Genomic DNA, 6,222 nt, shown 5'->3' with positions numbered 1-6,222 from the left:
AGCCCTTCGCCTTGAAACTGATCCGCCCATCCCGAAACAACGCATTCGACACCCGCGTAAACGGAACCGACCCCACCAACCCACGCCGCACCCCCCCACCCGAACTCACCACACCACACCCCGTACAAGAATCACGAACATCAACACCTCCCCGCCCCGAACCCCAACCGGCATGCGAACAGGCAGAGAACACTGCCAAGGGGCGTGCCAGCCCCGGACTCGAGGACGTCCACCGCGAACTGAACTCTGTCCGCGGGACTATGACTCACCGGTAGCGCCCGGCACCATGGCAAACATGCACACCCGACGGCCGGTGGATATGCAAACATGCACAACCCACGCCTGCGGCCGACTGCAGGTACGGCAGCCCTATGGAGAGGATGCTCGCCCAGCGTCTCCTTTATGGGTTGATCAGTTGACGGGATACAACTGGTCAGTGACCACGGTGGGATGGGCTGGTTCAAGCCGTTACCTCAGCACCCTCTCGGTCCCCTACCGGCGGGCTTCGGCGAACCGGTGGTGTTCTCCGAACTACGCGTCGGCCCAGCTGTCACCGACCCGGTCGGGGCGGGGGCAGCCTCGGGTCGCTGCCTGACCCGGCGGGCGCTGGGCGAGGCCGTCGCCACGGCGCTGGCGGTACGCGACGGCGCGCCGTCGACCGGCCCCGCACCCACGTACGCGCAGGTGCTGGCCCTCGTCGACGAGCCCGGCGTCACCTGCCGGTGAGCTTGTCGAGGTCGGGGGCGTAGACGGTCATCCAGTGCGCGTTCAGCCGGTAGTAGACGGCCTCGCGGTTCCAGTCGAAGGCGTCGTCGTCGCCGTAGAAGTCCTGCAAGTAGGCAAGGAGTTCCTGCCAGTCGGCCGTGGTCTCGGCGTCCTCGGGGTTCAGCTCCTCCACCATGCCGTGGGTGAACACGCCGAGGTCCTCGCCGCGCAGGTGCGCGACGCTGGCGGCCGGACGGGCCGCGAGATGACGGGCCTTGGCGGCGTCGCGCGCCGTTCCGAAGTGCCACCGGCCGTGCAGGAAGTGCCCGTCGGCGCCGCTGATCCGCGGTTCGCCCTTTGCCGTCACCGTGGCCAGGACTTCAGGCAGGCCACGCCGCGCTCAACCGGTGCCCGTGCCGCGGCCAGAGCCCGGTTGACGGTCTTCTCGGTAGGGGTGAGTTCCCGCAGGGGCCTGCGTTTGATGCCCGTGGTCAGCCAGGGGCCACCGCCCTGGTAGGCGAGATCGGCCAGGATGGGGACACCCTGGCGCTCGCAGATGCGGACGATCCGGTGGGTGCGGGCGGCGGTCAGGTCGTGGGAGCGGCCCGGCAGCGCGGGCGAGAGCCACAGCAGCCGGCCGTCCGGATCGGTGACTACCTGCATGTTCACCCCGTGCCGGCGGTGCTTGTGGGAGTAGTCGGCCCGTCCGTCGCCGACCCGGTCGCACTCGGCGAGCGTGAAGTCCAGGAGGACGAAGTCCGGATCCTGCTCGCGTAGGACCTTCAGCAGGCTCGGTGCACGGTCGGCGAGGAGGTCGATGACCGCGCCGGTGTAGGCGTGGGCGGTGGACTCGCTGATCCCGAACCCGGCAGCGACCTTCGCCAGGGTGGTGTGCTCGCGCAGGTACACCAGTGCCACTATCGCGCGCTGGGACGGACGGAGCTTGCAGCGACGGTCACCCTCACGGGTGACGATGAGCATGGTGACCCACTCCACGAGCGCATGTGGCAGGTCGAGTGCGGCAGGATGGATGACCAACGAGGCCCCTGAGCAGCGTGGTTGAGACGTCAGACATCTCGATCAACTGCCCAGGGGCCTCGCTCGTTGCGCTTCATGGACCGTCACCCGATCGGTGGCCCGCTCGAAGAAGCTCAGTGGGAGGCAACGGAGGCACACGGGGTAGACGCCTCCGACGTCGATGAGAGCAACCTCGAGCACGCCCGAGATTTGGCGGCGCAGGCGATGCGACCTGTCCGGGCAGTGCAGGAGCAGGTGCTACTTCTCGGCCCGGAGGCGGTGGATCATGCGGTGGAACGCATGGCGCGGGCCCTCTCCACGCTGGAGCTTGCATTCGTCGACCACCTTGCGCCGATCGTGCGTCCCCGTCCCGAAGTGCGTTGGGCAGACGCTGTGCAGGAAATGGAGGCTGCCCGAGGAGGGATGTTTGCGGTTATGCGGTCAGAAGTCCGCTCTGCTCCGGAACTCGTCCGTTCACGTTGGCGGACTCCCTTGCCTCTTGGTAGGGGCAGGGCATAACGGTCGTCCCACTCCGAGCCAGCATCGCCATCCCGACCGCTTCTTGGCGTCGCGTACCAGGCTGGACCCTCGTTGCGCTCGCCCTTCGAGCCATGAGGCCCATTGCCGTCACCCCGAGCGCCCCTGCTAGGAATCCTTCCCTGACGGGATGACGACACCGAGGAAGCGTGCCGCCGTACGGTCATCGCTCTGACCGCACTGCCTGTCGGCTACCGCATCGGACTGGTCCCCCGCGCGCCCTGGATCTGTTCAGGGTGCGGCGCCACCGAGCACCACCGCGGGCGTGCCGTGCAGGAGTTGTGGGACCCCTTCGCTGCTTGCGATGCAACACCGGGGTTCTAGTCAGCTGGATTGGTCCGGCCATACGAGGCGCAGGACGACCGTCCGGGCCACTCCGGCGTCCCGCATCGCTTGAACCCGGTGCTGGCCGTTGATGAAGCCGTTGCTGATGTAGTCGTCTCCGGAAGGCTGGATGGCGACGGGCGGGCAGTACAGGGAAGAGAGCGCTGCTCGTTCCCACTTGCTCGCACCGGCCGCAGCAGCGTACGCATCGGCGTATCGCCTCATGTCTTCCGCTTTCACGTCCTCGTCTCGCGCGCGCGAAAGCACGGTGAGCGCCATGTCGTTGACCCGGTGCCAGTCGCCCGAGTGGTACCAGCAGCAGCTCCGCCGCAAAAGCCGGTCTGTCCAGCTCGGCGACAATGCAGCGGACGAGCTATTGGACATGCAGTCTTCGCGGAACGGGTGGGACTGCGCTAGGCGCCGCAGCTCGATCACCTCGAACCGCTGCTCCGGCTCCTCTTCCGGCTCGGGCGGCACGTATCCCTCACCGCGGTCTTCAGCGACCGGTCCGCCGACCAGGTGCACGATCCGCTCCGTGCTGATCGTGCACCAGCGCGGCTGGTGCACCTGATACTGCTCGCTCTCGCCGAAGGTGACCAACTGGAAGTCTGGTTCTTCGCCGAACGCGCCCGGGAACTGTCGCTGGATCCATACCGGCGGCAGTTCCTGGCCGGGGCAGTGCTGCTGCCACACCAATGCTGCACACGACTCGGCCTCATTGGTCAGGCTCGGGCTCTCATCCTCGGCCTGGGTGGCCACCGCCACCGCCCGCTGTCCCGGCGCCGTGAACAGCTGCAGCCGAAACGACGTGCGCCCCGCACGGAACATATGGTCGTCAACGGTGCGCTCACGCGCAGCGGCCAAGCGCAGCGCTTCCGCGACCGTCGGGGCAAAGCTGCCGGAAGCGGCGGCCCCGGGTGGGGCAGGTGGCGTTTCCTGCGTGAGATCGTCCATGCCGCCATCATCGCTTCGAGGGTTCCGCTAACACCTGGATTTGCACTGGCCTGGGCTCTCACGTGTCGTGTGTCCGCCACTGGTGGAAGAAGGTCAGTCCCGGCCCGGCACCGAGATGAAGGGGGATGTCGGCGAGCAGGGTGCCGACATCGATGCTCTGCCCGGGCTTCACAACACTGAAGCCCTGCCGCGTGTAGTAGGGCCCCAGAGCGCGTGTGGTGTCGAACTCGCCGAACAACAGCGTGTAGTCCAGCTGCCAGTACAACTGGATACACCCTGCGATCAGCGCGGCCCCGATCCCGCGACCGCGGGCATCCCCAGCCACGGCGACCGCTTTGAGCTTGGCGTACACCAGCATCGACATCAGGATTTGCTGCCTTGTGACCGGAAACCGCGCGAGTCCGGCGATGACCGTGCCCGAGGGGACACCCAGCAGCGCTCCGAGCACCTGGTCGTCACCGTCCCGCGCGACGAGGGCAAGCGACAACTCTCCCGCCGCCCGCTGGAGTTCCCCGGCCGCCGCTGCCCGCACCAGCAGTTCCCCCAGATCGGCGCCAGCGAGAGCGTCTAGCAGCCACGTCCCGCACCGCCCGCGTGCAAGAGCTTCGAGGTGGCCGACCTCCAGGTCGTCGGCGGCCTCCTTCAGCAGCGTGGTCACCAGGAGCGCCTCTCCCGGCCTCGCGAACCCGATCCGCACACCGTCAGTCCCCGGCACGCCGTCCAGCATCTGCTGACGCGTCAGCCGGTCCGGCCCTGCTATGGACCGGCCCCTCGTCGGGCTCTTCGCCGGTGTTGTCCTGATCCCCGTCCGCGTCCTCTTCTGCTTCTTCACCATCCCGGGGGTCTACCCGCCGCGGGTCCTGCGGACGCTGGAGCAGACGCGAACTGTATGGAAGATCCGTCTGCGTGACCGGCTCCGCGATCCGGCCACTCTCTCGACATTCCGGGGAAACCGAACGCGGGCGTGCCCGGCGGCGGCCTACTCCGGGCCGGGGTCGCGCAGCGGATTGCGGTGGCCGCAGTCCCAGCACTTCACACTCTCCGGAAACTTCTCGTACCGCATACCGGGGACACCGAAGGAGCCGTCGATGCGAAATCCACCGCAGCCCTGGCACGGTGTGGCGTGGAAGGCCTTGTCACAGCGGAGGCAGGTGCCTTCTGCGCTGGTCTGGTCGAGGCGGGTAACTCGAGTGTCTGCGCTGCCACATCGCACGCAGAACGCTTCCTGGGTCTTCATGGTTCTGGTGTACATCAGGTTCGCAGCATCGTTCCCCCCGCTCCGATCCGAGGAATTGCTGGCGGCCGCGGGGCGCGTGACCACGGAGTCACACCGGGCCCCGGAGAACGCTGACCCCCCTCCCTTCGTCAAGGTTTGACTCTGCTCAGCCTCCGACTCAAGCGATTACACGGACTGCCAGCATCAGCAGGTTGATCGGCTCCGCCGGCCATTGGACACAGCTCCTGCATTAGCGAACCAGCAGCACACGGGCCACGCTTGTCTTGAAACAGAGCCAACCGAGCTGCCGCTGATCGAACCGGCGGCTGCCCCAATCACCTCCGCTTCGGCAACAGCGACCCGGATGACGTCGTGTCAGGTAAGCGGCTGGACTGTATAGAGAGCTCCGCAGTGTGGCCATAGCTACCAAGGCTGCCGCCTCTCCAGATCGGCGTTGGGATTCGTCTTCGGTTTTCGTGGTTCTCCCTCCTTGGTTGGGGCAGGGGCATAAATCTGGCATACCCCTGCCCCGCGCTGGAGCCTTAGGGACGGCTCAGCAACTAGATGGTTGAGTGGCTGGTGCGCCTAGTGCGCGAGGTGGCCCACAGGCGTTGGTGCTGGCTTGGGTTTAGATGCCGATGCACCCTTGCCTGAGATGCGCGGACCTCGCTCTGTGGATGCCTTCGCAAGCACCGAAAGGGCTTGCACGGCAGCGGACTTCGTCCGTGGATGCCCAGCAGCGCCTCGGTGGCGTGCTTGGCAGTCAGGATCCGGTTTCTGGCGTCGGTGGAGCGCAGGTCGCCGTGCCGCTTGCTGCACGGACCAGCGCCGCCCCCCATAGTCGCAAGCCTCCTACGAATATCACCTCCTTCTGTCGTGCTCGAGGCCGCGCCCATGGCCTGGTGCCATGCGCTGCAGGTGTTGCAGGTACTGGCCGTTCCGTCGCCAGTCACAGGGCAGTGCAGGTTCACCGGCATCAACCGAGCGAGAGCACGCACCCTCGCTCCTCCCCCTCGGGGGCCGATGCTGAATGTGATGACGTTGGCGGCAAGGCCGATGCAGAGGGGTGCTTCAGCTACTGCCATTGGTGGGCCGGCGGCGATCTGTGCCCACAGGACCACAAGGCCGATGCGACTTCGCTGGTGATGATTCATCGGTTACCTGTCCTGTCCGATGAGGTACAGGGCGTCCTCGTTCTCCAGGGCATGGGTGATCCGGTTGATCACCGTGTCCGGGCCAGGGACGTCCGGCACGAGAGGGGCGGTGGCGGCATCGCTCTCTGCCAAGAAGTCGAGCATGCGCTGATGCGGGCTGTCCGGCATGGGCTCTGGGATGTCATCGAACATACGGTGCTGTTCCTTTCGCATGGATTTGGACTGAAGGCGCGGGTGTGGGGGGGGGGGTTGGGGGGCCGGGCCCCCCCCCCCCGAGGGTTTGTGGGGTTGTTGTTTTTGTTTATGGAAGTTGTA

The 6,222-nt window shown here is 66.7% G+C and carries 4 protein-coding genes and 2 pseudogenes; 1 reads left to right on the top strand and 5 read right to left on the bottom strand.

Going from position 1 to position 6,222, the window contains the following annotated elements; translation table 11 throughout:
• Positions 1-450: 450 nt before the first annotated feature.
• Complete coding sequence (locus ACFWU3_RS36355) at positions 451-726, top strand: hypothetical protein (RefSeq protein ID WP_384445880.1); 276 nt, start codon at positions 451-453, stop codon at positions 724-726.
• Here the strand turns inward: ACFWU3_RS36355 and ACFWU3_RS36350 are convergent.
• From ACFWU3_RS36350 to ACFWU3_RS36330, 5 genes and pseudogenes are all read right to left on the bottom strand, one after another.
• A pseudogene (locus ACFWU3_RS36350) lies at positions 713-1,081 on the bottom strand (pyridoxamine 5'-phosphate oxidase family protein); the annotation flags it as partial. The gene ACFWU3_RS36355 and the pseudogene ACFWU3_RS36350 overlap by 14 nt on opposite strands.
• A pseudogene (locus tag ACFWU3_RS36345) lies at positions 1,078-1,743 on the bottom strand (transposase family protein); the annotation flags it as partial. The pseudogenes ACFWU3_RS36350 and ACFWU3_RS36345, both read right to left, overlap by 4 nt.
• A gap of 840 nt (positions 1,744-2,583) precedes the next feature.
• Complete coding sequence (locus ACFWU3_RS36340) at positions 2,584-3,537, bottom strand: hypothetical protein (RefSeq protein WP_384445878.1); 954 nt, start codon at positions 3,535-3,537, stop codon at positions 2,584-2,586.
• Between the two features lie 58 nt (positions 3,538-3,595).
• Positions 3,596-4,372, bottom strand: a complete 777-nt coding sequence (locus ACFWU3_RS36335; protein ID WP_384445876.1) for a GNAT family N-acetyltransferase — start codon at positions 4,370-4,372, stop codon at positions 3,596-3,598.
• A 1,538-nt stretch (positions 4,373-5,910) separates the two neighbouring features.
• Entirely contained in the window at positions 5,911-6,099 is a 189-nt protein-coding gene (locus ACFWU3_RS36330) for a hypothetical protein (protein WP_384445874.1), read from the bottom strand.
• Positions 6,100-6,222: the final 123 nt, after the last annotated feature.

It is taken from the genome of Streptomyces sp. NPDC058685, from assembly GCF_042714725.1.
Taxonomy (GTDB): domain Bacteria; phylum Actinomycetota; class Actinomycetes; order Streptomycetales; family Streptomycetaceae; genus Streptomyces.
The sequence above is the reverse complement of the archived record's forward strand: the minus strand, read 5'-3'. Positions and strand labels throughout refer to the sequence as shown.

Bases quoted from the DNA above. Each gene is read 5' to 3' on its own strand.
- ACFWU3_RS36330 (WP_384445874.1), bottom strand. From the start codon at position 6,099: ATGTTCGATGACATCCCAGAGCCCATGCCGGACAGCCCGCATCAGCGC.
- ACFWU3_RS36355 (WP_384445880.1), top strand. From the start codon at position 451: ATGGGCTGGTTCAAGCCGTTACCTCAGCACCCTCTCGGTCCCCTACCG.
- ACFWU3_RS36335 (WP_384445876.1), bottom strand. From the start codon at position 4,372: ATGGTGAAGAAGCAGAAGAGGACGCGGACGGGGATCAGGACAACACCG.
- ACFWU3_RS36340 (WP_384445878.1), bottom strand. From the start codon at position 3,537: ATGGACGATCTCACGCAGGAAACGCCACCTGCCCCACCCGGGGCCGCC.